A 25413-nucleotide genomic window follows, 5' to 3' on the forward strand; every position below is an offset into this window, starting at 1 on the left:
ACAGGTGCACGAACGTAGGCCGGGTAAGGCAAAGCCGCCACCCGGCAATCACAGCTAAAATGCCTGCCCCACTTTCAGTACCGCCGCGATGTTTCTGGCGGCCATCCTGACGTTCTCGCTGGCGTTTTCCAGCGCATCTTCCAGCGAGCAAATGGTGTAAATCACGCTGAATACCGCGTCGATACCGTGATCGTGCACCACACCGACGTCCGCCGTCAGGCTGCCGGCGATCCCGATAACCGGTTTGTTATAGCGTTTCGCGACTCTGGCTACTCCAACGGGCACTTTACCGTGGATAGTCTGGCTGTCGATTCGCCCTTCGCCGGTAATCACCAGATCCGCGTCCGCTACCTGTTCATCCAAGTGCAGCGCGTCGGTGACGATTTCAATTCCCTGACGAAGCTGGGCACCGCAGAAGGCGTAAAGCGCAGCGCCCATTCCCCCTGCCGCACCGCCACCCGCAAGGTGCAGCACGTCGATGTCTAAATCCCTGGCAATGACCTGCGCGTAATGCTCCAGCGCGTTATCCAGGGTGACGATCATTTCCGGCGTAGCCCCTTTCTGCGGGCCAAAGATCGCGGATGCGCCCTCTTCGCCGGTCAGCGGATTGGTAACATCGCAGGCCACCTCGATCCGGCAATCCGCCAGGCGGCGATCGAGCTCACTCACGTCGATACGCGCCAGGTTAGCCAGCTCACCACCACCCTGTCCGACAGGCTGCCCGTGGGCGTCCAGCAGTTTTGCGCCCAGCGCCTGCACCATGCCCGCGCCACCGTCGTTGGTCGCACTGCCGCCAATGCCGATAATAATATGCTTAACGCCCGCATCCAGCGCGTGGCGGATGAGTTCGCCCGTGCCCCACGACGTGGTGATCAGCGGGTTGCGCTTAGACGGTGCGACACGCTCCAGCCCGCTCGCCGCCGCCATTTCGATAAACGCGCTCTGCTCGTCGCCGGACAGGCCGTAAAATCCGTCTACCCGTTCACCCAGCGGCCCCGTTACGTCTACAGGGACAATGCGCCCCCCAGTCGCGGCGACCATGGCTTCAACGGTGCCTTCGCCGCCGTCCGCCACCGGGAGTTTGACGTATTCAGCCGTCGGGAAAATGTCGCGAAAACCGTTTTCTATCGCTGTCGCTACCTCAAGAGCGCTCAAACTTTCCTTGTAGGAGTCCGGTGCGATAACAATTTTCATAAGCCGTCCTTACGCATATTAGTTACGTTAAGCATATACCACCCAAGAGACCGCTTATGGGAGCGGTCCCAGCTGGTTTATCGTACCATGCACGGGCGCTTATTGTCGAATGTCCAGTTCGGGATCAGGTACTGCATCGCGGTGGCATCATCGCGCGCGCCGAGGCCGTGCTGGAGATACAGTTCATGGGCTTTCATAACGCGATCCATGTCCAGCTCGACCCCCAGGCCTGGCGTGGCAGGGACCTGCACCATCCCGCCCTTAATTTCAAACGGCTGCTTAGTCAGACGCTGGTTACCTTCCTGCCAGATCCAGTGGGTATCGATGGCGGTGATCTTGCCAGGCGCAGCAGCCGCAACATGGGTGAACATCGCCAGCGAGACATCGAAGTGGTTATTGGAGTGTGAGCCCCAGGTCAGGCCGAACTCATGGCACATTTGCGCCACGCGAACCGATCCCTGCATCGTCCAGAAATGGGGGTCAGCCAGCGGGATATCGACAGACTGCAGCGACAGGGTATGCCCCATCTGACGCCAGTCGGTGGCAATCATGTTGGTTGCGGTCGGCAGGCCTGTCGCGCGGCGGAATTCCGCCATCACTTCCCGGCCAGAGAACCCCTGTTCCGCACCGCACGGATCTTCCGCATACGCCAGAACGCCCTTCAACTGTTTGCCGATGTTGATGGCTTCTTCCAGAGACCAGGCGCCGTTCGGATCCAGAGTGACGCGGGCCTGTGGAAAACGTTTAGCCAGCGCCGAAATGGCCTCGGCTTCTTCTTCCCCGGCCAGCACGCCGCCCTTCAGCTTGAAGTCGTTGAAACCATATTTTTCGTACGCGGCCTCAGCCAGGCGCACCACCGCATCCGGGGTCATCGCCTCTTCATGACGAACGCGATACCAGTCGCAGGTTTCGTCCGGCTGGCTCTGATACGCCAGCGGCGTCAGCTTGCGGTTGCCGACGAAGAACAGATAGCCCAGCATTTCCACTTCGCTGCGCTGCTGCCCGTCGCCCAGCAGAGAGGCGACGTTCACGCCCAGGTGCTGGCCCAGCAGATCCAGCATTGCGGCTTCGATACCGGTTACAACGTGAATGGTGGTGCGCAGGTCAAAGGTTTGTAGCCCGCGCCCGCCCGCATCGCGGTCAGCAAAGGCGTTACGCACCGCGTTCAGAACATTTTTATATTCGCCCAGCGTTTTACCCACTACCAGCGGAATGGCATCCTCCAGCGTTTTGCGGATCTTCTCGCCGCCGGGGATTTCGCCCACGCCGGTATGCCCGGCGTTATCCTTCACGATCACGATGTTGCGGGTAAAGAATGGCGCGTGTGCGCCGCTCAGGTTCATCAGCATGCTGTCATGGCCCGCAACCGGAATGATCTGCATGGAAGTGACTACAGGGGTAGAAAATGTGCTCATCGTTCAATCCTTTATCAGTGACGTCCAAATACCGGGCGCTTGCGGTCAAATGTCCAGCCGGGGATCAGGTACTGCATCGGGCCTGCGTCGTTGCGCGCGCCGCCCGGCAGTTTTTTATACGCCTCATGCGCTTTGTGGATCTGATCCCAGTCAAGCTCGACGCCCAAACCTGGCGCATCCGGTACGGTAATGTTGCCATTTTTGATTTCCAGCGGATTTTTGGTCAGGCGGGCTTCCCCTTCCTGCCAAATCCAGTGGGTATCAATCGCGGTCGGGTTACCCGGTGCCGCTGCGCCAACGTGGGTGAACATCGCCAGCGAAATATCGAAATGGTTATTGGAGTGGCAGCCCCAGGTCAGGCCCCAGTCGTCGCAAAGCTGCGCCACGCGGACCGCACCAGAGAGCGTCCAGAAGTGCGGGTCGGCTAAGGGGATATCGACCGCATTGAGCATCACCGCGTGGCCCATTTCGCGCCAGTTGGTGGCAATCATGTTGGTGGCGACCGGCAGCCCGGTAGCGCGGCGGAACTCCGCCATCACTTCGCGCCCGGAGAAGCCCTGCTCGGCACCACAAGGGTCTTCGGCGTAGGTCAGCACATCACCCAGCCCTTTACACAGGGCGATGGCCTCATCCAGCAGCCATGCCCCGTTCGGATCAACGGTGATACGCGCGTCCGGGAAGCGTTTCTTCAGCGCGCGGGCGGTGTCAATTTCCTGCTCACCGGGCAATACCCCGCCCTTCAGCTTGAAATCTTTAAACCCGTAGCGATCCTGCGCCGCTTCGGCCAGGCGGACCACCGCCTCGCTGGAGAGCGCCTCCTGGTGGCGCAGGTGATACCATTCATGGCTGCCCGGCGAACGCGACAGATAAGGCAGGTCGGTTTTTTCACGATCGCCGATGTAAAACAGGTAACCGAGCACCGTCACCGCGTCGCGCTGTTTGCCCGGCCCTAACAGTTCGCAGACCGGCACGTTTAGCGCTTTGCCCAGCAGATCGAGCAGGGCCGCTTCCAGCGCGGCCACCGCGTTAACGCGCAGCTCAAAGGTCCATGCCCCCTTGCCGAAGGTGTCGAAATCCGCCGACTGGTTGCCCTTGTGCACCCGCTGAACCACGTTGTTCAGACGAGCCACTTCATGACCAACAACCTGCGGGATGGCATCGACCAGCGTCTGGTAAATGACCTCGCCTCCCGGCGCTTCACCGACGCCCGTATTTCCGGCGCTATCGGTAAGAACCACGATGTTGCGGGTGAACCAGGCGTTATGCGCGCCGCCGATATTGAGCAGCATACTGTCCTGCCCGGCCACCGGAATGACCTTCATCTCAGTAACGACAGGGGTTGATTGGGTTGTCATCATCCACGCTCCGCAACAGGTTTCAGTTCAACACGTTTGATATCCCCTACCAGCACCAGATAGCTCAGCACTGCGACCAGGGCATGCACGCCAACGTAAATCAGCGCGCCGTTAAATGAGCCGGTCGTGCCGACGATGTAGCCGATGGCGATTGGGGTGACGATCCCGGAAATGTTGCCGAACATATTGAACAGGCCACCGCTCAGGCCGCTGATCTCTTTCGGTGCGGTATCTGCCATCACCGCCCAGCCCAGCGCGCCAATCCCTTTGCCGAAGAAGGCCATCGCCATAAAGCCGATAATCATCCACTCTGCGCTGACGTAGTTACAGAACACCATGGTCATGGAGAGCAGCATACCGAGCACAATCGGCGTTTTACGGGCGATATTTAGCGAGCCGGTGCGGCGCATCAGCCAGTCGGAAATTACGCCGCCCAGCACACCACCGACGAATCCGCAGATCGCCGGAACCGAGGCGACAAACCCCGCTTTGAGGATCGACATGCCGCGAGCCTGCACGAGATAAACCGGGAACCAGGTGATGAAGAAGTACGTCAGGGCGTTAATGCAGTACTGGCCAAGATAGATCCCGATCATCATGCGCGATCCGACAAGCTGTTTGATCTGCGCCCACTTCTGGCTGAACGGCACTTTTACCTTTTCGGATTTCTGATCCATGTTGATCAGCGCCCCGCCTTCCGCAATGTACTCCAGCTCCTTCTTGTTCACGCCCGGATGCTGGTTCGGTTCGTGGATAACCTTCAGCCAGATAAAGCTGATGACGATCCCCAGCCCGCCCATGAAGAAGAAGACGTGTGACCAACCTACCTCATGCGTCAGCCAGCCCATGATCGGCGCGAAAATCACCGTGGCGAAGTATTGGGCCGAGTTAAAGATCGCCACCGCCGTGCCCCTCTCCTGCGCCGGGAACCAGGCCGCCACAATGCGGCTGTTGCCGGGGAAGGAAGGCGCTTCGGCGAGCCCCACCAGGAAGCGCAGGGTAAAGAGCGCAACGATAATGCCAAAGCCGCTAAAGATATCGACGAAGCCCTGCAGCAGGGTAAACATCGACCAGATAAAGATGGACCAGAAATAAACGCGTTTGGAGCCAAAACGGTCGAGCAACCAGCCGCCAGGGATTTGGCCGATCACATAGGCCCATGAAAATGCCGAGAAGACGTAACCCATGCCGACCGGATCAAGCCCGATATCTTTTGCCATTTCGGAACCGGCAATCGACAGCGTGGCGCGGTCGCCGTAGTTGAAGGATGTGACGATAAACAGCATCACCACTATCCAGTAGCGAGCGTTGGTGCGCTTTTCAGCGCCGCTCGCGGCCTGGCTTAATGTACTCATAGTTGCACTCCTGAATCATGGCTTGCGCCAGTTCATTCTGTACAGCACCTGTAGGGTAATCAGAATGAGAGGTTAGTGTTGGGCAGTTTTGGTACGGCTCAGCGCCGTTTTATAGTGAAGCACTGCCTTTTCTGGTAACTGACGGGAAAAGTATATGAAGGAGTGACGCGCTTCCTCACCGTGCATCGACACAACATTCAACGGGGAGGAAGACGTGGTTTGGGGCATAAGCCCAAAGCAGTTGAAGATACTTCACGGAATTGCGGTTTTGGTGCGGCTTTATGGCCGGGTGGCGGCTTCGCCTGACCCGGCCAGTAAACCCTGCCGCCGGGCAGGGATTAGCTGAGAAGTGTGGCCCAGTGCTCAACCCACGGGTTTGATTCGCTTTCTGGCTCCGGGTGTTCACCCGCATCAATCAGCAGCATCTCACCGACGCGCTGGGCGCTCTGTTCCTGCAGGAGCGCATCGAACTGTTTACCGCCGCCGCAGAAATTGGCGTACGAACTGTCACCCAGAGCAATGATGCCGTAGTGAACGTCGGGCTGATAACCAAGCCGATCTTTAATGCCCTGGTAAAGCGGAGCGATGCTGTCCGGCAGATCGCCCTGCCCGGTTGTCGACGTCACGACGAGGATGTATTTATCCTGGTACTTCTTCCAGTCGTCCAGCTCAGGATCTTCGTACACCGTAGCCTTATGGCCCTGATTCACAAGGATTGCCTCTGCCTCTTCTGCTACCAGCAGCGAGTTGCCGTACATTGTGCCGACAAAAATGCCTACTTCAGCCATGCGTTGTTCCCTTGATTAATGCGCCTGCTGTTCATCCTGAACGTTGCCTGCCGCAAACTCAACCCTTTCATTTTCGGGGAGTTGTCCCCGCAAGCCAAACTGTGACAGCGCCTGCATCCAGACATCGTCCAGCCCCGCGCGGATGCTCAACGGTTCACCGGTGAACGGGTGCGTCAGACTCAATTCGCTGGCGTGCAGCATCAAACGGTGACAGCCAAAATGTTCGGCCGCACTGCGGTTCTGACGCAGATCGCCGTGCTTGCTGTCGCCGATAATGGGGTGGCGAAGATGCGCAAGGTGCCGGCGCAGCTGGTGTTTACGCCCGGTTTTAGGCAAAAGCTCCACCAGGCTATAGCGCGTGGTGGGAAATTTGCTGGTGGCGACCGGCATTTCCGTGGTTGCCATTGCGCGATAATCGGTCACCGCAGGCTGCGGGCCTTTATCGTCGCGGGCAAATTTATCGGCTATTTTGTCCAGCTCCTCAACCAGCGGATAATCCAGCGTGCCGGATTCCGTCAGCCAGCCGCGCACGATGGCGTGATAGCGCTTCTGCATCTGGTGCTGCTCAAACTGTTGGGAGAGCAAACGCCCTGCCTCGCTGGATAACCCCATCAGCAGTACGCCAGAGGTCGGCCTGTCCAGACGGTGCGCGGTAAAAACATGCTGACCAATCTGGTCGCGCACGGTCTGCATCACGACGACCTTTTCGTCGCGATCCAGCCAGCTTCGGTGCACCAGCCAGCCTGACGGTTTATTCACCGCCACCAGCCACTCATCCTGATAGAGGATTTCAAGGGTCATGCATCGTCACCGGCAAACAGCGCATCGAGACGAGCCAGCTCGGCCAGCATGACGTCGCGGGCTGGATGGCTGGCCTCAAGCGCCATTTCATAATAGGGAGAAACCACAAATGCCTGCGGCAGCGGATGCCCGCCGTCCAGCAGCGCATGCATGCGGGGGATCAGCACCCACTGCAGCCACTCAAAGGGTTCGAGCGTATCGAGACAGAAAGGTTGTGTACTCGCGAATGCCTCTGGCTGCGGCGCGCTTGCCTGCCACAGCTGATGCTGGCGCAAAAGGGCTTCGATGGTGTGCAGCTGAGCACGAACGCTATCGTGATGCGTCATAAGAACCTCAACGTAAATACGGAACGGCGCGCAGCATAGCATTGCGGGAAGGAGAAATAAAAAAAGGGAGCACTGTATAAACAGTGCTCCCGGTTCGTTCCGCAGCATTCCAGCTACAATTCGTGCTCCCTGCTCATCCGTGACAACTTTTCCTGATGCCCGAAGGGCGTTGGTTATCCGTTAACCGTTGCATCCTGCTCACATCATCCTGATGTGTGTGTTTCGTCCTGAAACGTCCTGGCCTTCCTGACCCACCGACCATCCTGACCGGCTCTCGTTCTCCTTCCTGGAGGTGTCCCTTACGCATCCTGCGTTATCCACTTTGCTTCATCCTGAAGCCTTCCTGCAGCGCCATCCTGACGAGTCCTTGCTGAGATACGCCATCATCCTGATGTTCGTTTCTCGTGTCGGCGTCCTGTCGACAGAGATAGAATCCGCTATTCCGCCGCATCTTACAACCCACCTACAACGTCCTGTTAGCCAGCAGAGATGCTGTGAGATCGCGTCATTTGTCTTTAATATCTTGAAAAATAAGACGATACTTATCTTAAACCTTTGAGACAAAACTCAACGTTCCAGCGATCTCTCACAAAGCGTGTAAGAGATCTCTCACACGTGCAGTAGCAACATGGATTACAGAACAGGCTCAAGTCGGGTGAGGAAATCCGCAAGTGAAGGGGCGAGGACATCGCGGTTGCGGGTGCCGATTGTCTCTTTGACCACTTCCCCGGACAGGTTGCAAACGGAGATAACGTCCAGCTCGCTGTCGAGTGTGGCAATAAAGAGCGTCGGAGAAAGCTTAAGGCGCTTTTGCGTGACCAGGTGACCAATCAGGTTTTCCTGAACACGCTGGAGGTCATCCTCACTCCAGGTTTGCAGCAACGTCAGCGCGATATCTGCAAAGCGCGCGGTCATATCTCCGGCAAACTGCGCGGTATAATACGCGTGAACCGCTGGTTGTACCACAAGGTCCATTGCGCGTTCAACCGCATTTACATTCTGCTCAACCGTGAAGGGTTTGGGCTGCCAGAGCACGCTGTCTTCAAGCGTGGTGATAATACAGGGCGACGGCACGCCGTAAAGATCGGCGCTCTGCGGCCACGTCCCGTGCTGTGCATGCCATGCATCGCAGTAGCGGGTGGTGAAAGTGGTGAGGGCATGTGCAGTTTCGATATCCACCGATTTCTCTCTTCTTGTAAGACAGGATAAACTCAGTCCATAAGTGTACCTGTAAAGTGGCTATGAAACATGTCTTACGAAAATCATCAGGCGTTAACGGGCTTAACGCTCGGCAAAACGACCGACTACCGCGACACCTACGATGCAAGTCTGTTGCAGGGGGTTCCCCGCAGCCTGAACCGCGACCCGCTGGGCCTGCACGCTGACGCGCTGCCGTTTGTCGGCGGCGATATCTGGACGCTGTACGAACTCTCCTGGCTAAATGCCCGCGGCCTTCCGCAGGTGGCGGTCGGCCACGTTGAGCTGGATTACGCCAGCCAGAACCTGGTCGAATCCAAAAGCTTTAAGCTGTATCTTAACAGCTTTAACCAGACCACATTTAACAGCTGGGAAGATGTACAGCACACGCTGCAGCGGGATTTAAGCGCCTGCGCGCAGGGCGACGTGACGGTGTCGCTCTATCGTCTGCATGAACTGGAAGGCCAGCCCGTTGCGCACTTCCACGGCACCTGCATCGACGATCAGGATATCGGGATCGACAGCTACGAATTCAGCGCCGACTACCTCGAAAATGCGGCAAGCGGCAAGGTTGTCGACGAGACGCTGGTCAGCCATCTGCTCAAGTCCAACTGCCTGATTACCCACCAGCCCGACTGGGGCTCGGTGCAGATCCAGTATCGCGGTCCGAAGATCGATCGCGAAAAGCTGCTGCGCTATCTGGTGTCGTTCCGCCACCATAACGAATTCCACGAGCAGTGCGTGGAGCGCATCTTCAACGATATCATGCGTTTCTGTCAGCCGGAGAAGCTGAGCGTCTACGCGCGCTACACCCGCCGCGGTGGCCTCGACATTAACCCGTGGCGTACCAACACCGATTTCGTGCCTGCCACGGGCCGGCTGGTGCGTCAGTAATCTAAATATTTTCACAATATGCGGGCGGTATTCCGCCCCGGGTGTTGTGAAACGTCATAAGCCAGGGCTATTGTAATCTACAGGGAAAGACGATCTTCGTCCCGTAAGGAGCTCACTTGATTACACATATTAGCCCGCTTGGCTCAATGGATATGTTGTCGCAGCTGGAAGTCGACATGCTTAAACGCACGGCCAGCAGCGACCTTTATCAACTGTTTCGCAACTGTTCACTTGCCGTACTGAACTCCGGAAGCCTGACCGACAACAGCAAAGAGCTGCTGTCCCGCTTTGAAAGTTTTGATATTAACGTGCTGCGCCGCGAGCGCGGCGTAAAACTGGAAGTGATTAACCCGCCGGAAGATGCCTTTGTTGATGGGCGCATTATTCGCTCCCTGCAGGCAAACCTCTTCGCCGTGCTGCGCGATATCCTGTTCGTTAACGGGCAGATCAGCAACGCCGGGCGTTTCCAGCATCTTGACCTGGAAAGCTCGGTTCATATCACCAACCTGGTGTTCTCTATTTTGCGCAACGCCCGCGCGCTCCACGTTGGTGAAGCGCCCAATATGGTTGTGTGCTGGGGTGGTCACTCCATTAATGAAACCGAATATCTCTACGCGCGCCGCGTGGGGACCCAGCTTGGCCTGCGCGAGCTGAACATCTGTACCGGCTGCGGTCCGGGCGCGATGGAAGCGCCGATGAAAGGTGCCGCCGTAGGTCACGCGCAGCAGCGCTATAAAGAGGGGCGCTTCATTGGCATGACCGAGCCGTCGATCATTGCGGCTGAGCCACCGAACCCGCTGGTTAACGAGCTAATTATTATGCCGGATATTGAAAAACGTCTTGAGGCGTTTGTCCGTATTGCGCACGGCATTATTATCTTCCCGGGCGGCGTCGGCACAGCGGAGGAGTTGCTCTATCTGCTCGGCATTCTGATGAACCCGGCCAACAAAGATCAGGTTTTACCGCTGATCCTCACCGGGCCGAAAGAGAGCGCCGACTATTTCCGCGTGCTGGACGAGTTTATCGTGCATACGCTGGGTGAAGACGCGCGCCGTCACTATCGCATCATCATCGACGACGCTGCGGAAGTGGCGCGCCAGATGAAAAAAGCGATGCCGCTGGTCAAAGAAAATCGCCGCGACACCGGAGATGCCTACAGCTTTAACTGGTCAATTCGCATTGCGCCCGACCTGCAGATCCCGTTCGAACCGTCCCACGAAAACATGGCAAACCTGAAGCTTTATCCGGATCAGCCGGTGGAAGTGCTGGCCGCGGATCTGCGACGCGCCTTCTCCGGCATCGTGGCGGGTAACGTCAAAGAGGTGGGCATTCGTGCGATCGAGGAGTTTGGCCCGTATAAAATTCACGGCGATCCTGACATGATGCGCCGCATGGATGACATGCTGCAGGGCTTCGTCGCCCAGCACCGTATGAAGCTGCCGGGTTCTGCCTATATCCCGTGCTACGAAATCATCAAATAACGCGTTAGCGATCCTCTGCCAGGCCGGAATGCGACGTCTCGCTTTCCGGCTTTTTTTATTCGTGAAATAATTCATAGACATCCCTTATGTCATTTACAAATCCATTGCCTGCGCAAACGTTTACTCCCTTTTGCCAACCATCAATTATCAGCCTTAATCCAAATTACCTGCCACAAAACACTAAAATCCCATTTTTTTATAGCGTAAGCCACCTATCTCAGGGGCGGCTTCTTCACGCCATATGTTGTTAATGGTAGCCTTCGCGCCCGTAAATTCTCTTTGATGTTTTTTTGACAGATAAATGGTCTAAATATGCCCATCCCGAAAGTATATTATTGCAATTGGGATCAGGATCACTGATAGATTCATAACTAGAATGTATCTTTCCGCCCGCCAATAGTTACGGGCAAAAATTATTAAAAAACCGTCACTGAACGAATTTCATATTACCGTCAGGCACTTTTTCATCGGATTTGACTAAAAACCTGACAATTTGCTTCCTCCAGGAGATACAGATGGAAACCACTCAAACCAGCACCGTTGCTTCGATTGATTCCCGAAGCGGTTGGCGCAAAACGGATACCATGTGGATGCTTGGCCTTTACGGCACAGCAATCGGCGCTGGTGTACTGTTCCTTCCTATCAACGCAGGCGTTGGCGGCTTAATCCCGCTGATCATCATGGCAATTATCGCCTTCCCGATGACCTTCTTTGCACACCGCGGTCTGACCCGTTTCGTGCTGTCCGGTAAAAACCCGGGTGAAGACATTACCGAAGTGGTTGAAGAGCACTTTGGCGTGGGCGCGGGTAAACTGATTACCCTGCTCTACTTCTTCGCGATTTACCCGATTCTGCTGGTGTACAGCGTGGCGATCACCAACACCGTGGAAAGCTTCATGACGCACCAGCTGCAGATGACGCCGCCACCGCGCGCCATCCTTTCGCTGATCCTGATCGTGGGTATGATGACCATCGTGCGCTTCGGCGAGCAGATGATCGTTAAAGCGATGAGCATTCTGGTGTTCCCGTTTGTCGCCGCCCTGATGGTGCTGGCCTGCTACCTGATCCCACAGTGGAACGGCGCGGCGCTGGAAACCCTGTCTCTGAGCAGCGCATCCGCAACCGGCAACGGCCTGCTGTTGACCCTGTGGCTGGCAATCCCGGTCATGGTGTTCTCCTTCAACCACTCGCCAATCATCTCTTCTTTCGCGGTTGCGAAGCGTGAAGAGTACGGCACCGGTGCAGAGAAGAAGTGCTCCAGCATCCTGGCACGCGCCCACGTGATGATGGTACTGACCGTTATGTTCTTCGTGTTCAGCTGCGTGCTGAGCCTCTCCCCGGCAGACCTGGCAGCGGCGAAAGAGCAGAACATCTCTATTCTGTCTTACCTGGCAAACCACTTTAACGCACCGCTGATTGCATGGATGGCACCGATCATCGCGATTATCGCTATCACCAAATCCTTCCTCGGCCACTATCTTGGCGCACGTGAAGGCTTCAACGGTATGGTGATTAAATCTCTGCGCGGTAAAGGCAAGAGCATTGAAATCAACAAGCTGAATAAAATCACCGCGCTGTTCATGCTGCTGACGACCTGGGCGGTCGCCACGCTGAACCCAAGCATCCTGGGCATGATTGAAACCCTGGGCGGCCCGATTATCGCGATGATTCTGTTCCTGATGCCGATGTACGCGATTCAGAAAGTACCTGCGATGCGTAAATACAGCGGCCATATCAGCAACGTTTTTGTTGTGATTATGGGTCTGATTGCCATCTCCGCTATTTTCTACTCGCTGTTCAGCTAATACCTCCTGCGCCGTCTTCGGGCGGCGCACTCCTCCCCTCTGACTGATAGCAATGGACGCATCATGATTAGCGTATTCGATATCTTCAAAATCGGTATTGGTCCTTCCAGCTCTCACACCGTCGGACCAATGAAGGCCGGTAAACAATTCACGGATGACTTGATTGCACGCGGCATTTTGCACGACATCACCCGCGTGGTTGTCGATGTATACGGTTCCCTTTCCCTTACCGGTAAAGGCCACCATACCGATATCGCCATTATCATGGGCCTGGCGGGAAATCTGCCGGACACCGTTGATATTGATGCGATCCCTGGATTTATCCAGGACGTAAATACCCATGGCCGCCTGCTGCTGGCAAACGGCGATCACGAGGTTGAATTCCCGGTTGATCACTGCATGAATTTCCATGCGGATAACCTGTCGCTGCACGAAAACGGCATGCGTATTACCGCGCTGGTTGGCGATAAAGCGGTTTACAGCCAGACGTATTACTCCATCGGCGGCGGTTTTATTGTCGACGAAGACCATTTTGGTCAGACCGACAACGCGGCGGTTGAAGTGCCGTACCCGTACAAAAACGCCGCGGATTTACAGCGTCACTGTCAGGAAACGGGCCTGTCCCTGTCCGGCCTGATGATGAAAAACGAACTGGCGCTGCACAGTAAGGAAGCGCTGGAGCAGCACTTCGCCAACGTCTGGGAAGTGATGCGCGGCGGTATTGAGCGCGGGATCACCACCGAAGGCGTGCTGCCGGGTAAACTGCGCGTACCGCGCCGTGCGGCAGCGCTGCGTCGTATGCTTGTCAGCACCGACAAAACCACCACCGACCCGATGGCGGTCGTGGACTGGATCAACATGTTCGCGCTGGCAGTTAACGAAGAAAACGCGGCGGGCGGCCGCGTCGTCACGGCACCAACCAACGGTGCCTGCGGCATCGTCCCTGCGGTCCTCGCGTATTACGACAAGTTCATCCGTGAAGTGAACGCTAACTCGTTGGCGCGCTACCTGCTGGTTGCCAGTGCGATTGGCTCACTGTACAAAATGAACGCCTCCATTTCCGGTGCGGAAGTGGGCTGTCAGGGTGAAGTCGGCGTGGCCTGTTCTATGGCGGCGGCGGGTCTGGCCGAGCTGCTGGGCGCAAGCCCAACTCAGGTCTGCATCGCGGCGGAAATCGGCATGGAGCATAACCTTGGCCTGACCTGCGACCCGGTCGCCGGACAGGTGCAGGTACCGTGCATTGAACGTAACGCAATCGCCTCTGTGAAAGCGGTGAACGCGGCACGTATGGCGCTGCGCCGCACCAGCGAGCCGCGCGTGTGCCTCGATAAAGTCATTGAGACCATGTACGAAACCGGTAAAGACATGAACGCCAAATACCGCGAAACCTCCCGCGGTGGTTTAGCCATGAAGATTGTCACCTGCGATTAAGCCTCAAAAAGAAGCCTCGTTTTGCGAGGCTTCTTCCCGTTTTGCCCACCGCACATAGTTTCATACTGCTGACAGTGTTACCCTTCACCCATTAGATAGAAGGGAGATTATCTGTGGCTGTTCATTTGCTTATCGTCGACGCGCTTAACCTGATCCGCCGAATCCATGCGGTACAAGGCACGCCCTGCAAGGATACCTGCCTGCACGCGCTGGAACAGCTTATTCGCCACAGCGAACCGACTCACGCGGTTGCGGTGTTTGATGATGAAGCGCGTAACACTGGTTGGCGACACCAGCGTCTGCCCGACTACAAGGCCGGACGCGCGCCCATGCCTGACGATCTTCACGCTGAAATGCCCGCCATCCGGGCAGCCTTTGAACAGCGCGGCGTGCCCTGCTGGGGCGCGCACGGCAACGAGGCGGACGACCTCGCAGCCACGCTTGCCGTTAAAGTGGCAAGCGCCGGGCATCAGGCCACGATAGTCTCGACCGACAAAGGTTACTGTCAGCTGCTTACCCCCACCATCCGTATCCGCGATTATTTCCAGAAGCGCTGGCTTGACGCACCGTTTATCGCCAGTGAGTTTGGCGTCTCACCCGCGCAACTTCCTGACTACTGGGGTCTGGCGGGCATTAGCAGCTCTAAGGTTCCAGGCGTGGCAGGCATAGGCCCGAAGAGTGCCGCGCAGTTGCTGACGGATTTTCAACATCTGGAAGGGATCTACGCCCGGCTGGATGAGGTGCCAGAAAAATGGCGCAAGAAGCTGGAGGCGCATAAGGAGATGGCGTTTATCTGCCGCGAGATTGCGACGCTACAGACGGATTTACAGCTGGACGGGAATTTGCAGCAGTTGCGGTTAGAGCGTACCTGACGGGCGTCCGTTGGCGCCGTGCTTATTGGGCCTGCTAAACCGTCCCCTCTCCCTGTGGGAGAGGGTTAGGGTGAGGGGAACTATCGCTCGTCGCGACGCCCGCCTACAGCCGCCCACCAGCGACGAACATGCACCGTCACCTCTTCGCGGTCGTGATACAGCTGGCGCGCCTGGATCACCACGTTAATACCGTGCTCATCCATCTGTTCCTGAATGTAGGCCAGGTTCTGGGAAACTTCCTCATAGCGCTTTTTCATTGGCAGCTTGAGGTTAAAGATAGTCTCACGACACCAGCCGTTTACCAGCCACGAGGCCATCAGCGCGGCCACTTTTGCGGGCTTCTCAACCATGTCGCACACCATCCACGAGATGTTGTTGCGGGTTGGGCGATAGCGGAAACCGTCTTCACGTAGCCAGGTCACCTGCCCGGTATCCATCAGGCTTTGCGCCATCGGGCCGTTATCGACAGAGGAAACCCACATGTTGCGTTTCACCAGCTGATAGGTCCAGCCGCCCGGACACGCGCCAAGATCGACTGCGTACATGCCGTTAGCCAGACGCTCATCCCACTCATCCGCCGGAATAAAGACGTGAAACGCCTCTTCGAGCTTCAGCGTTGAGCGACTCGGCGCATCTGCCGGGAAGCGCAAACGCGGGATCCCCATAAAGAACGGCGAGTTGTTGGTGGTATACGAGTAGCCCGCGTAGCAGCAGCCAGGCGCGATAAAGAAGATATGCACCACCGGGCGCTTAGGCGTTTCGTAGTTGGTCAGCACACCTGCGTCGCGCAAGGCCGCACGCAGCGGCACCGTGAATTTACGGCAGAACTTCATCAGCTCTTTGCTTTCGTTGGTGTCGGCAACTTCCACACGCAGGTCGCCGCCCTTCTCCACTACGCCCTGCAGCATGCCAACAATGGGCGTGATGCGGTCTTCAGGCGGAAGATCCTTCAGCAGCTCGCCGGCGACAAACATCTGACGGGCAAAGATCAGCGAGCTGAACGGCAGCTCACGCGCCAGCTTATCGGCATCGTCAGGCTGATAGCACTCAAATATCACATAGCCCGCGTTCTCTTTCACACGGGCAAAGCCGAAGACTTCGCGCTTCGCCGCTTTATCGGTAATTTCCGCGGCGCACTCTTTCTCAAACCCCGGGCGACAATATAAAACAACCTTATTCATGAACAACGCCCTTGCGTTTCAGACGGATGGCTCCGATAAACATTAATACCCACCCCGCCAGGAAGCTGACGCCGCCGACGGGTGTAACAAACGCCCACAGGCGTAAATGAGACAGCGCAAGGCAGTAGAGGCTACCGCTAAACAGTACGGTCCCCAGCGCCAGAAACACGCTGCTCCAGTAAAACCAGATGCTGATCCGGCGCTGCATCGCCACCGCCAGCCCAAAGATAGCCAGGGTGTGAAACGCCTGATATTCGAGGCCGGTCTGGATCCAGCCCATTTCAACCACCCCTAACGATTTGCTTAACACATGCGCGCCGAAGGCACCCAGTGCAACAAAAATAAAGCCACTCACCGCGGCAAAAATCAGCATGAATCGGCTGGTCATGTTTCGGTCCTAAAGTGATGCGTGCTCGGCACGCAAAAGTTATTGTTCATACCTGAAGCGGAATTTTTCTTGCTCGTTTGCCGCTTTAGACAGGATCCACTGTCGGAAGGCGGCTATTTTACCCAGTTCTGCCTGACTGTCATGACAAACCAGATAAAACGCATTCTTGCTGACCAGTACATCATTAAACGGACAGACCAGACGGCCTGCCTCAATTTCGGACTGCGCCATGACGTTATTCGCCAACGCCACGCCCTGTCCGTGAATGGCAGCCTGTAACACCATCGCACTGTGGCTAAAGATGGGTCCCTGCTGCACGTTAATATGGTTAAGACCCAACTGGCGGGTATAAGTTTGCCAGTCGCGGCGGGAAGCATCGTGTAAAAGCGTATGCTTTGCCAGATCGGCCGGGGTTTTGAGCGCTTTTTCACCCGTCAGCAGCATGGGTGAGCAGACCGGCAGCAGATATTCTGCGTATAATTTCTCCACACGCAAGCCCGGCCAGTTGCCCCGGCCATAAAAAATCGCCACATCCACATCGTCCGCAAGTTTATCTTCCTGGCGGTCTACGGCCTGGATTCGAACGTCGATTCCCGGATAAGCTGAGTTAAAGCTTGAGAGTCTTGGCACCAGCCACTGGATCGCAAAACTGGGCAATAAACTGACAGTCAGCGCGCCTTTTGCACTTCGCGCCTGTAGCTTACGCGTGGCTTCGGTGAGCTGTGAAAAAATCTCTTTGATATCCTGAAAATAGCTTTGTCCCTCTTCGGTCAGAAGGAGCGAACGGTTGCGGCGACGGAACAGCTTAAGCCCGAGAAAATCCTCCAGAGACTTGATTTGATGACTTACTGCGGCCTGCGTCACAAAAAGCTCATCGGCTGCGCGGGTGAAGCTCAGGTGACGTGCTGCGGCATCAAAAACACGTAATGCATTAAGAGGGGGCAATCGCTTGGACATGGTTATCTGGCTTAGATGTTAACGGGATTTAACATATAGGAAACAACGTTTAACCTATTAGTTTTTTTTATCTGAGCCATTATAATTTGTCCGTTGAGGAACTACCAGCAAATACCTATAGTGGCGGCACTTCCTGAGCCGGAACGAAAAGCTTTTTTTGGAATGCGTGTTCTGAAGGGCTTTTGGCTTACGGTTGTGATGTTGTGTTGTTGTGTTTGCAATTGGTCTGCGATTCAGACCACGGTAGCAACGCTACCACTTTTTCACTTCCTGTACATTTACCCTGTCTGTCCATAGTGATTAATGTAGCACCGCCAATTTGCGGTGCTTTTTTTTGCTTAAATCGCTATTAATGCTCGATTTCTTTCATCTCTTTCACATCACTGCGATTGATCTGCTGCTTGTTACCGTTGGCATCTTTGTACGAGATCATCCCGGTGTCATTATCGGTCGTCGGTTTCCCTTCAGAGACGATAGATCGACCATCGTTGGTGTGCATCACGTAGTTATTGCCGGAACAGGCGCTCAGCGCGAAGGTAAACGCACAGGCAGAGAGGATGGCGGCTGTCTTTTTCATGCTTATTCTCCTTTAGCAATTAATGCTATTCAAACATCGATTTAAAACAGGCTTATTCATTCACCTAACACTCTTTAGCATAACCTGCTTTTTGAGACTCGCCAGTTTATGCAGACAAATCTTATAGATATCAACCTCCTTGCCCTGCCGTTGAAATTGCGCGACGATCACCGTATTGATAAGAGGAATTCCATGAACGCTTTCAGCCCCTCGCAGTTTCGCGCCCAGTTTCCGGCGCTGGCCGATGCCGGTGTGTATCTTGATAGCGCCGCCACGGCGCTCAAGCCACAGGCGGTCATTGAGGCCACACAGCAGTTTTATAGCCTCAGCGCTGGCAACGTACACCGCAGCCAGTTTGCCGAGGCACAACGCCTGACGGCGCGCTATGAAGCCGCCCGGGATCAGGTTGCACGTCTGATTAATGCCGAAAGCGGAAAAAACATCGTCTGGACACGCGGCACCACGGAAGCCATCAATATGGTGGCACAGTGCTATGCCCGCCCTCAGCTGCGCGCGGGCGACGAAATCATTGTCAGCGAAGCCGAACACCACGCGAACCTGGTTCCCTGGCTGATGGTGGCGGAACAGACGGGCGCGCGGGTCGTTAAGCTTCCTTTGGGTTCTGATTTACTTCCTGACGTGGCTCGCCTGCCCGAGTTCATCACCCCGCGCAGCCGCATTCTGGCGCTTGGGCAGATGTCTAACGTCACCGGCGGCTGCCCGGACCTGGCTCGCGCCATTGAGCTCGCCCATGCCAGCGGCATGGTGGTGGTGGTCGACGGCGCGCAGGGGATCGTGCATTTCCCCGCCGATGTGCAAAAACTGGATATCGATTTCTACGCCTTCTCGGGACATAAGCTGTATGGCCCTACTGGCATCGGGGCGCTGTACGGCAAGCCTGACCTGCTGGCACACATGACCCCGTGGCTCGGCGGTGGAAAAATGATTACCGAAGTGACGTTCGATGGATTTACAACCCAGGACGTGCCCTATCGCCTGGAAGCCGGTACACCGAACGTGGCTGGCGTCATTGGCCTGAGCGCAGCGCTGGAGTGGCTGGCTGAAACGGACGTGGTTCAGGCCGAAAGCTGGAGCCGGGGCCTGGCGACGCTGGCAGAAGAGAAACTCAAAAAGCGCCCGGGTTTTCGCTCGTTTCGCGTGCAGGATTCCAGCCTGTTAGCCTTTGATTTTGACGGCGTGCATCACAGTGATATGGTCACGCTGCTGGCCGGATATGGCATTGCCCTGCGCGCCGGACAGCACTGCGCACAGCCGCTGCTGGCGGCGCTTGGCGTGAGCGGGACGCTGCGCGCCTCATTTGCGCCCTATAATACGCAAAACGATGTCGAAGCGCTGGTCGCCGCCGTTGACCGCGCCCTTGAATTACTGGTGGATTAATGACTCGCTCAGACCTGGCCGGACACCCGTTCGGCAGCACAATCACCGAAGAGACGCTCAGGCAGACCTTCGGCCCGCTAAACCAGTGGGAAGACAAATATCGTCAACTGATCCTGCTGGGTAAGCAGTTGCCTGCCCTTCCCGACGCGCTGAAAGCTCAGGCAAAAGAGATCGCCGGCTGCGAGAACCGCGTCTGGCTCGGGTATCGCCTGTCCGGTGACAAACTGCATTTCTTTGGGGACAGCGAAGGGCGCATCGTTCGCGGCCTGCTGGCGGTGCTGTTGACCGCGACAGAAGGTAAAAGCGCGGCGGAGCTGCTGGCACACTCGCCGCTGGAACTGTTTGATGAACTGGGGCTTCGTGCGCAGCTAAGCGCCTCGCGCGGTCAGGGGCTGATTGCGCTTAGCGACGCGGTGCTGGACGCCGCGCGCCAGGCTCAGGCCTGACGCTCCGCCTTCGCCATCATCTTCTTCAGGGCGTGTGAGACGGCGACAAAGCCAAAGGATGCGGTCACCATGGTGGCCGCCCCAAAACCGGAGGCACAATCCATCCGTTTTGACCCTTCCGCCGTGCTTTTCATGGCACACACCGAGCCATCCGCCTGCGGGTAGACCAGCGCCTCAGTCGAGAACACGCAGTCAATGCCCAGTTTACCCTTGCTGTTTTTGACCACGTTAAAGTCGCTCTTTAAGCGTTCACGCAACTTGGCTGCCAGCGGATCCTGGATCGTTTTTGCCAGGTCGGCCACCTGGATCTGCGTCGGATCGATCTGCCCGCCCGCGCCACCGGTGGTCACCAGCGGCACCTTGAACCGGCGGCAATAAGCGATCAGCGCTGCTTTCGGGCGCACGCTGTCAATCGCATCAATCACGTAGCTGTAACCCCGACTCATGTACTCAGCGACGTTATCTGCCGTCACAAAGTCATCAATCACCGTCACGCGGCATTCCGGGTTGATCAGCCGAATGCGCTCCGCCATCACCTCTGATTTCGCCAGACCAACGCTGTCGCGCAGGGCGTGGATCTGCCGGTTAGTGTTGGTGACGCAGACATCATCCATATCAATCAGCGTAATCGCGCCGATACCGGTTCTCGCCAGCGCTTCTGCCGCCCATGACCCCACGCCACCAATGCCCACGACGCAAACGTGCGCATCCGCAAAAAGCTGCAGGGCTTTTTCACCATAGAGACGTGCCGTGCCGCCAAAACGCTGACGCCAGGCATCACTGATTACCACAGACATAACACCTCAGATGTAAAAAGGGTGAGGTTTTTCCCTCACCCTGAACAGTAATCCGTATTTCGCTCAGAATACCATAATCAGCCGCTGAATACGTTGCCCGTACCCGGCGCGGCCTTCAGCACCCATACGCGGCCATAGTGGTTATACCAGCCTGCGCGATGGCCTGCATCCGGGCCAATGCCCTGATAAATATCGAAGTGCTGGCCTTTGATTGCCCCGCCGACATCCAGTGCCACCATCAGGCGCAGCTCATACTTGCCGTTGAACTTGCCGTTGTTGTCCAGCAGAGGGACTTCGGCCAGCAGCGTGGTACCTGCCGGAATGATTGAGCGGTCCGATGCGACGGACGCGCGGCCAATCAACGGTACCGCACTCGCCCCTTTCACCGGCGCAAAGTTTTGCGGTTTAAAGAAGACGAACGACGGGTTCTGCTCCAGCAGCTCGCGCACTTCGGCTTCGCTGTGCTTCTCGCCCCATTCGCGGATTGCCTGCATCGACATATCTTCTTTCTTTACTTCCCCACGGTCGATCAACACTTTACCGATACTGCGGTAAGCATGGCCGTTCTTACCGGCGTAGCTGAAGAAGTTAAGCGGTGAGCCGTCGCCAAAATCAATATAGCCGCTGCCCTGAACGTCCATGATGAAGTTATCCATCAGCGAGTTGCTGTAGGCGAGGACATAGTTTTCGCTCAGCGCGCCAGCGTAAATCTCTGCGCGGGACGGCAAGCGGCCACGCTTTGGCGGCATACGATAGATCGGGTACTGGAATTCACCCTGACGCGTATGGCGCGCCTGGACAACCGGCGTGTAGTAGCCCGTAAACTGGACGTTGCCATAGTTATCCGCCCCTTCCATCTGCCAGGCATCAATACCGAACTGACGCATGTTGCGGGTATCGCCCCCCGCGCGCAGCCAGTCCTGTACCGCACTGTAAACGTTGCTCTGTGAGCCATATAAACGCGGTGACGCATTGCGGATCTGGTAGACCTGCTCAGAGAAATCGCCGGCGTTGATCGGTGCGCCTACGGCATCGGGCTGGTTAACTAATGAGAAAGGCTGGGATAATTTCCCGTCTTTATATTGTTGACCGCGATCGGTCGGTTTGGAAGAGCAGGCCGCAAGAATCGCTACCATTGCGCCTGTTATCAGATACTTCACCCAACGTCCTTTCATTATATCTCGTCTTTTAGTTGCCCATTTCCGCGTTACGAAGATAACAAACCGCCAGGGCTAAGGAAATGCAATCCCTTGCCCTTTGGCAAATTCTGCGCAAAAAATAGGCCAAACAACACTATATCGTTCAAATTACATACAAAATCATGATTAATGCGAAAAAGGGGTTGCATCACAAACCTATCCGAGTATAGTGCGCATCCACGGACGCGGGGTGGAGCAGCCTGGTAGCTCGTCGGGCTCATAACCCGAAGGTCGTCGGTTCAAATCCGGCCCCCGCAACCAATTAAAATTTGATGAAGTATCTTCTACGATAGTAGAAGTTTTTGCGAAGTAGTTCGAAGCACAGCAAGATGGCGACGCAGTGAATCCTTAGGAACTTACTCCAGTAAGTGACTGAGGTGAACGAGGAAAGCCAGCGCAGATGTGGTTTGAAATACGAAGCAAAAAGACGGACGCGGGGTGGAGCAGCCTGGTAGCTCGTCGGGCTCATAACCCGAAGGTCGTCGGTTCAAATCCGGCCCCCGCAACCAATCAAATTTGAAGAAGTAAGTTTCTGCATAAGTAGAAAGACGGACGCGGGGTGGAGCAGCCTGGTAGCTCGTCGGGCTCATAACCCGAAGGTCGTCGGTTCAAATCCGGCCCCCGCAACCAATACTTCTAAAACAATAAACACCCTCAAGGGTGTTTTTTTGTATCTGCAGTTTATGAAACGGCCGGGCGATAACCCGGCGTGCAGCACTATCCACGACGCGCCAGCGTCGCCCCGTCAGAGAAATAGGCTTTTATTCCCGCCAGAATCGACTCGGCCACTTCCTGCTGGAATTTTGCGGTCTTGAGCTTACGCTCCTCTTCCACGTTACTGATAAATGCGGTTTCGACCAGAATAGACGGAATATCCGGGGCTTTCAGCACCGCGAACCCGGCCTGCTCAACGCTGTTTTTATGCAGCTTATTGATGTGGCCCAACTTGCCCAGTACCGCCTTGCCAAACTTCAGGCTGTCCGTGATGGTCAGCGACTGCACCATATCGAACAGGGTGTGGTCGACGTAGCGGTCGCCACTTTTGCTTACCCCACCGATCAGGTCAGAGGCGTTCTGCGTATCGGCCAGGTAACGCGCGGCGGTACTGGTCGCCCCTTTCGTTGACAGAGCAAAGACCGAGGATCCGCTCGGCTGGCGGCTGGTAAAAGCATCGGCGTGGATCGACACGAACAGATCCGCGCGCTGCTTTTGCGCTTTCGCCACGCGGACTTTGAGCGGAATAAAGACGTCTTCATTACGTGTCATGTAGGCCCGCATGTTGCCTTCTTTGTCGATTAACGCCTTCAGGCGGCGAGCAATTTGCAGCACCACATCTTTTTCTCGCGTGTGGTATTTCCCCACCGCGCCGGAGTCTTCGCCACCGTGACCGGGATCGAGCATGATCACAATAGGACGGTCGCGCCCCGCTTTGCCCGGTTTTGGCCCGCTTTGCGCTGGCGGAACCTGGCGTTCGAGATCGCCCTTGTTGTAATCCTCAAGCAACGCGAGAAGCGGATCCTGAATGTCCGTGGCATTAGACGGATAAAGATCCATTACCAGCCGTTCTTTAAAGGTCGCAACGGGCGCCAGTGCAAACAGCTGCGGCTTCACGTTCTGCTTCAGCTCAAACACCATACGCACGGTATGTGGATCGAACTGCCCCACGCGCGCCGATTTAATAAAGGGATCGTCACCGCGGATCTGCGCCGCCATCCCTTTCAACACGGAGTTGAGGTTCACGCCTTCGAGATCCACCACCACACGCTCGGGGTTGCTGAGGGCAAATTGCTTATACTTAAGCACGCGATTGGACTCGACCGTCACACGTGTGTAGGTCGACGACGGCCAGACGCGCACCGCGACAACCTGACTGGTGGCGGCAAGACCTACCGGGCTGACGCTGAGCAACCACATTGCCCCGGCCCCTTTTAACAAGCGGCGGCGACTTATTGCTGAATTGGATCCCGACATGCTTCTCCCGAGCAAGAAATCTGATAAATGAACCAAACGTCCAAATTGACCGAAAACTTTAACGAATGACGCATAAACTGTCATCTATAAAAGGGTAAACAATCATACGTTAACGCACGGATTACTTACCCATTTCTTTGGATCGCGGAAAATTTAGGCTTGCGCATCCGGCCATAATCGAATAAAAATACAGAAATTACGAATAAACATTCATTAAGGTTGTGCCATGGTAAAGGAACGCAGAACGGAACTGGTTCAGGGATTTCGCCATTCTGTTCCTTATATCAACGCCCATCGGGGAAAAACGTTTGTCATCATGCTGGGCGGCGAAGCCATCGAGCACGAAAACTTTTCCAGCATCGTTAACGACATTGGCCTGCTGCACAGCCTGGGTATTCGGCTGGTCGTGGTCTATGGCGCCCGCCCGCAAATTGATACCAACCTTGCGGCGCACCATCATGAGCCGATCTACCATAAGAACACGCGCGTAACCGACGCCAAAACCCTTGAACTGGTCAAACAGGCTGCCGGGCTGCTGCAGCTGGATATCACCGCACGCCTGTCCATGAGCCTCAACAATACGCCGCTGCAGGGGGCGCATATCAACGTTGTGAGCGGCAACTTTATCATTGCCCAGCCTCTCGGCGTGGATGACGGTGTGGATTATTGTCACAGCGGGCGTATTCGCCGCATCGACGAGGAAGCGATCCACCGCCAGCTGGATAGCGGCGCTATCGTGCTTTTGGGGCCGGTTGCCGTCTCCGTGACGGGCGAAAGTTTCAACCTCACTTCAGAAGAGATTGCCACCCAACTGGCCATCAAACTGAAGGCGGAAAAAATGATTGGGTTTTGCTCCTCGCAGGGCGTCGTTAACGATGAAGGGGTAATCGTGCCGGAACTCTTCCCGAATGAGGCCCAGGCCCGCGTTGAAGCGCTCGAAGCCGAAGGCGATTACTACTCCGGTACCGTTCGGTTTCTGCGCGGCGCGGTAAAAGCCTGTCGCAGCGGCGTTCGCCGCAGCCACCTTATTAGCTACCAGGAAGACGGTGCCCTGCTGCAGGAGCTGTTCTCCCGGGACGGCATTGGTACGCAGATTGTGATGGAGAGCGCCGAGCAGATCCGCCGCGCCACCATCAACGATATCGGCGGCATTCTGGAACTGATCCGCCCGCTGGAACAGCAGGGTATTCTGGTGCGCCGTTCCCGTGAACAGTTGGAGATGGAGATCGACAAATTCACCATTATTCAGCGCGACAACCTGACCATCGCCTGCGCTGCGCTTTACCCCTTCCCGGAAGAAAAGATCGGCGAGATGGCCTGTGTTGCCGTGCATCCGGATTATCGCAGCTCCTCGCGCGGCGAAATGCTGCTGGAACGCGTGGCGGCGCAGGCGCGCCAGATTGGCCTGAGTAAGCTGTTCGTATTGACCACGCGCAGCATTCACTGGTTCCAGGAACGCGGCTTCACGCCGGTGGATATCGATTCACTGCCGGAAAGTAAGAAAGAGATGTACAACTACCAGCGCCGTTCGAAGGTGCTAATGGCCGATTTGGGCTAAGATTCTGCCCTCACCTTCCGGTGAGGG

At 56.2% G+C, this 25413-nt stretch carries 23 protein-coding genes and 3 tRNA genes; 11 read left to right on the top strand and 15 right to left on the bottom strand.

All coding sequences use genetic code 11. The features are described from left to right. Window positions 1–54 precede the first annotated feature (54 nt). From FFS28_RS14110 to syd, 8 genes are all read right to left on the bottom strand, one after another. Window positions 55–1194 carry a glycerate kinase gene (locus tag FFS28_RS14110; protein WP_006178264.1) on the bottom strand — a complete coding sequence of 380 codons (1140 nt, stop codon included), beginning with the start codon at window positions 1192–1194 and terminating at the stop codon, window positions 55–57. Between the two features lie 77 nt (window positions 1195–1271). Then, window positions 1272–2609, bottom strand: a complete 1338-nt coding sequence (gudD, locus tag FFS28_RS14115) for a glucarate dehydratase (protein ID WP_058608537.1) — start codon at window positions 2607–2609, stop codon at window positions 1272–1274. 14 nt (window positions 2610–2623) lie between these two features. Further along, window positions 2624–3964, bottom strand: coding sequence for an enolase C-terminal domain-like protein (locus FFS28_RS14120; RefSeq protein ID WP_042322288.1), 1341 nt, complete (start codon window positions 3962–3964; stop codon window positions 2624–2626). Next, window positions 3964–5319, bottom strand: coding sequence for a galactarate/glucarate/glycerate transporter GudP (gudP, locus tag FFS28_RS14125; protein ID WP_006178269.1), 1356 nt, complete (start codon window positions 5317–5319; stop codon window positions 3964–3966). The genes FFS28_RS14120 and gudP overlap by 1 nt, the downstream gene beginning before the upstream one ends. A gap of 338 nt (window positions 5320–5657) precedes the next feature. Next, window positions 5658–6107 carry a flavodoxin gene (locus FFS28_RS14135; protein WP_006178273.1) on the bottom strand — a complete coding sequence of 150 codons (450 nt, stop codon included), beginning with the start codon at window positions 6105–6107 and terminating at the stop codon, window positions 5658–5660. Window positions 6108–6122: 15 nt separating this feature from the next. Continuing rightward, window positions 6123–6908, bottom strand: coding sequence for a tRNA pseudouridine(65) synthase TruC (truC, locus tag FFS28_RS14140; RefSeq protein WP_137849868.1), 786 nt, complete (start codon window positions 6906–6908; stop codon window positions 6123–6125). Further along, window positions 6905–7234, bottom strand: coding sequence for a YqcC family protein (locus tag FFS28_RS14145; RefSeq protein WP_006178276.1), 330 nt, complete (start codon window positions 7232–7234; stop codon window positions 6905–6907). Before FFS28_RS14145 ends, truC begins: the two co-directional genes overlap by 4 nt. Before the next feature lie 633 nt (window positions 7235–7867). Continuing rightward, a complete protein-coding gene (gene syd, locus FFS28_RS14155) occupies window positions 7868–8413 on the bottom strand; it encodes a SecY-interacting protein (RefSeq protein ID WP_058608540.1) in 546 nt (181 codons plus the stop codon). Window positions 8414–8482: 69 nt separating this feature from the next. Here syd and queF point away from each other — a divergent pair, with 69 nt between their 5' ends. The 5 genes from queF (at window position 8483) to xni (ending at window position 14914) form a co-directional block, all read left to right on the top strand. Beyond that, window positions 8483–9325, top strand: a complete 843-nt coding sequence (gene queF / locus FFS28_RS14160; protein WP_058608541.1) for an NADPH-dependent 7-cyano-7-deazaguanine reductase QueF — start codon at window positions 8483–8485, stop codon at window positions 9323–9325. A 116-nt stretch (window positions 9326–9441) separates the two neighbouring features. Beyond that, window positions 9442–10806 carry a nucleotide 5'-monophosphate nucleosidase PpnN gene (gene ppnN / locus FFS28_RS14165; RefSeq protein ID WP_042321829.1) on the top strand — a complete coding sequence of 455 codons (1365 nt, stop codon included), beginning with the start codon at window positions 9442–9444 and terminating at the stop codon, window positions 10804–10806. 515 nt (window positions 10807–11321) lie between these two features. Then, a complete protein-coding gene (locus FFS28_RS14170) occupies window positions 11322–12611 on the top strand; it encodes an HAAAP family serine/threonine permease (protein ID WP_137849869.1) in 1290 nt (429 codons plus the stop codon). Between the two features lie 63 nt (window positions 12612–12674). Then, entirely contained in the window at window positions 12675–14042 is a 1368-nt protein-coding gene (gene sdaB, locus FFS28_RS14175) for an L-serine ammonia-lyase II (protein ID WP_137849870.1), read from the top strand. Between the two features lie 113 nt (window positions 14043–14155). After that, on the top strand, window positions 14156–14914 hold the full coding sequence (gene xni / locus FFS28_RS14180; protein ID WP_058608544.1) for a flap endonuclease Xni: 759 nt from the start codon (window positions 14156–14158) through the stop codon (window positions 14912–14914). Window positions 14915–14994: 80 nt separating this feature from the next. Here xni and rlmM read toward each other — a convergent pair whose 3' ends face one another. The 4 genes from rlmM to FFS28_RS14200 all read right to left on the bottom strand — a co-directional run bounded on the left by rlmM (window position 14995) and on the right by FFS28_RS14200 (window position 18017). Next, entirely contained in the window at window positions 14995–16095 is a 1101-nt protein-coding gene (gene rlmM / locus FFS28_RS14185; protein ID WP_006178285.1) for a 23S rRNA (cytidine(2498)-2'-O)-methyltransferase RlmM, read from the bottom strand. After that, a complete protein-coding gene (locus tag FFS28_RS14190) occupies window positions 16088–16483 on the bottom strand; it encodes a DUF423 domain-containing protein (protein ID WP_003862756.1) in 396 nt (131 codons plus the stop codon). Before FFS28_RS14190 ends, rlmM begins: the two co-directional genes overlap by 8 nt. Before the next feature lie 39 nt (window positions 16484–16522). Then, entirely contained in the window at window positions 16523–17440 is a 918-nt protein-coding gene (gene gcvA, locus FFS28_RS14195; RefSeq protein ID WP_006178288.1) for a glycine cleavage system transcriptional regulator GcvA, read from the bottom strand. 349 nt (window positions 17441–17789) lie between these two features. Continuing rightward, the gene (locus tag FFS28_RS14200; protein WP_006178289.1) at window positions 17790–18017 is read right to left on the bottom strand and encodes a YgdI/YgdR family lipoprotein; all 228 of its coding nucleotides are present in this window, start codon (window positions 18015–18017) and stop codon (window positions 17790–17792) included. A 192-nt stretch (window positions 18018–18209) separates the two neighbouring features. Here FFS28_RS14200 and csdA point away from each other — a divergent pair, with 192 nt between their 5' ends. After that, window positions 18210–19415, top strand: a complete 1206-nt coding sequence (csdA, locus tag FFS28_RS14205; RefSeq protein ID WP_137849871.1) for a cysteine desulfurase CsdA — start codon at window positions 18210–18212, stop codon at window positions 19413–19415. Further along, entirely contained in the window at window positions 19415–19861 is a 447-nt protein-coding gene (gene csdE / locus FFS28_RS14210) for a cysteine desulfurase sulfur acceptor subunit CsdE (protein ID WP_006178291.1), read from the top strand. The genes csdA and csdE overlap by 1 nt, the downstream gene beginning before the upstream one ends. Here csdE and tcdA read toward each other — a convergent pair. Together tcdA and mltA are read right to left on the bottom strand one after the other, a co-directional pair. Beyond that, window positions 19852–20658 (bottom strand): tRNA cyclic N6-threonylcarbamoyladenosine(37) synthase TcdA, encoded by an 807-nt coding sequence (tcdA, locus tag FFS28_RS14215; protein WP_137849872.1) that lies wholly within the window; start codon window positions 20656–20658, stop codon window positions 19852–19854. The two genes, csdE and tcdA, sit on opposite strands and share 10 nt — an antisense overlap. A 77-nt stretch (window positions 20659–20735) precedes the next feature. Then, entirely contained in the window at window positions 20736–21833 is a 1098-nt protein-coding gene (gene mltA / locus FFS28_RS14220) for a murein transglycosylase A (protein WP_137849873.1), read from the bottom strand. Window positions 21834–22041: 208 nt separating this feature from the next. On the opposite strand from mltA, the gene FFS28_RS14225 reads away from it, so the two are divergent. From FFS28_RS14225 to FFS28_RS14235, 3 genes are all read left to right on the top strand, one after another. Continuing rightward, a tRNA-Met gene (locus tag FFS28_RS14225) sits at window positions 22042–22118 on the top strand. Between the two features lie 171 nt (window positions 22119–22289). Next, window positions 22290–22366: transfer RNA gene (locus FFS28_RS14230), tRNA-Met, on the top strand. 44 nt (window positions 22367–22410) lie between these two features. Continuing rightward, window positions 22411–22487: transfer RNA gene (locus FFS28_RS14235), tRNA-Met, on the top strand. Window positions 22488–22574: 87 nt separating this feature from the next. Here FFS28_RS14235 and amiC read toward each other — a convergent pair. Continuing rightward, complete coding sequence (gene amiC, locus FFS28_RS14240; RefSeq protein WP_042321841.1) at window positions 22575–23828, bottom strand: N-acetylmuramoyl-L-alanine amidase AmiC; 1254 nt, start codon at window positions 23826–23828, stop codon at window positions 22575–22577. 226 nt (window positions 23829–24054) lie between these two features. Here amiC and argA point away from each other — a divergent pair, with 226 nt between their 5' ends. Next, entirely contained in the window at window positions 24055–25386 is a 1332-nt protein-coding gene (gene argA / locus FFS28_RS14245) for an amino-acid N-acetyltransferase (RefSeq protein ID WP_137849874.1), read from the top strand. Window positions 25387–25413: the final 27 nt, after the last annotated feature.

The sequence above is a fragment of the Enterobacter sp. 2VL genome (assembly GCF_005503595.1).
GTDB lineage: Bacteria > Pseudomonadota > Gammaproteobacteria > Enterobacterales > Enterobacteriaceae > Enterobacter > Enterobacter cancerogenus.